The sequence below is a fragment of the Paenibacillus agaridevorans genome (genome assembly GCF_003112455.1).
In the GTDB taxonomy this organism is placed as follows: Bacteria; Bacillota; Bacilli; order Paenibacillales; family Paenibacillaceae; genus Pristimantibacillus; species Pristimantibacillus agaridevorans.
In genome coordinates, this window is the sequence record NZ_BDQX01000320.1 from 1 (window position 1) to 1410 (window position 1410).

Sequence of the window (1410 nt, forward strand, 5' to 3'; positions counted from 1 at the left end):
AGGGCCGACGAAGGTTCTCGCCAAAACGGCTACGGACAATTTCGCTAAGAAACATCCGGACGGGATATACCGTCTTGACCAATCAAACATCGAAACGGATCTTTGGCCGCTGCCTATCCATCAGATGTTTATGGTAGCGTCTAGGATGACCAGGCGCTTTACAATGTGGGGTATTGATACAATCGGTCATGTTGCCCGGATGGAGCTGCCGGCTTTTAAAAAGCTAATGCGTCGTATGATGGGTAAGCAGAGTGACATCCAAGCCGAGTATTATTGGCAGACAGCTCGCGGTATCGATCCGAGTCCGGTTGTCTCCTCAATCAGCGCTCCTCTTAAATCTGTAAGCCATGGCAAGACGCTTAGAGCTTCGTTATATACGAGAAGGGAAGATATCGAGGTCGTCTTGCTGGAGCTTTGTATAGAGGTCTGCCGTCGTGCTAGAAGGCTGGGAGTACAGGGTCGGGTAGTATCCCTTGGCATGGGAGAGACAGACGGTAAAAGAGCCAACATGTTTAATCGCCAACTTACCTTAACCAATCCCACATCACTCACTCACGAGCTATCAGAGGCAGTCTTACGGCTATTTAACGAGTACTGGCAGGGATTGCCTGCATCGCATATTATGATCGCTTTGAATCAGCTCTCTAGTGACCAAATACAGCAGCTTGACCTCTTCGACGACCGCCACAAAATATTCGAATTGGAGAAAACGACGGACGCTATCAAAGATCGTTTTGGCGACATGGCAATTATGAGAGCATCTTCAATGCTCGAAGCCGGAGTAGCTCGCGAACGAGCAGGACAGATTGGAGGTCACTATAAATGAACAAACTCGAAAATCATCTTAATTTAAGTGGACGCCCAACACCGGATGAATTAGTAATGATTAGGGATTTTATTACCTACCCGCATATTATTAACATGATCCAAAAGAGTCAGGAAGATATGGGCTTTGCTCACATTGCATTAAAGGGAGTAATTATTAGATGCTTAGAATTCTTGTTGTTTAAGGCAACTAATGATTTTTATGTCCTTAAACGAGAACTGAAATCTCGAAATATAAAGGTAGTAGAAGAAGATACAAATGATGGTATTCTTTACTTTCGGTACTTTTGTCGAGGCTACGATGATAAATTCGGTATAGTTAGGGAAACGCTTCGCACCGAAATTGTGCTACGAATGACTAAATACACCAATGAGATCGCAAAACAGTTGAAAATGTAATAGAGCCGTGAGGGATCAAAGCAAGCGGATATCAGTAGAAGAACTCCGATTGGGTATGATGAATTTAGAACCCAATTAGAACCCAAAACGTTCAAAATACCCACGCGGGTTGGCCACAAACCGCATAAAATCAACAAAAAATCGGGCGCCCCTTTCGGGACGCCCTTTTCATGGGAGAGGAGAAAC

The 1410-nt window shown here is 44.8% G+C and carries 2 protein-coding genes; both read left to right on the forward strand.

Features of this window, described 5'->3' with window-relative positions; translation table 11 throughout:
* On the forward strand, nt 1–826 hold an 826-nt coding region (locus tag PAT3040_RS25725; protein ID WP_108994928.1), incomplete at its 5' end, for a DinB/UmuC family translesion DNA polymerase.
* Nucleotides 823–1224 (forward strand): YhjD family protein, encoded by a 402-nt coding sequence (locus tag PAT3040_RS25730; protein ID WP_108994929.1) that lies wholly within the window; start codon nt 823–825, stop codon nt 1222–1224. The genes PAT3040_RS25725 and PAT3040_RS25730, both read left to right, overlap by 4 nt.
* Nucleotides 1225–1410: the final 186 nt, after the last annotated feature.

Excerpts from the sequence above, each read along its gene's own strand:
- PAT3040_RS25730 (WP_108994929.1), top strand. The coding sequence starts at position 823 with ATGAACAAACTCGAAAATCATCTTAATTTAAGTGGACGCCCAACACCG.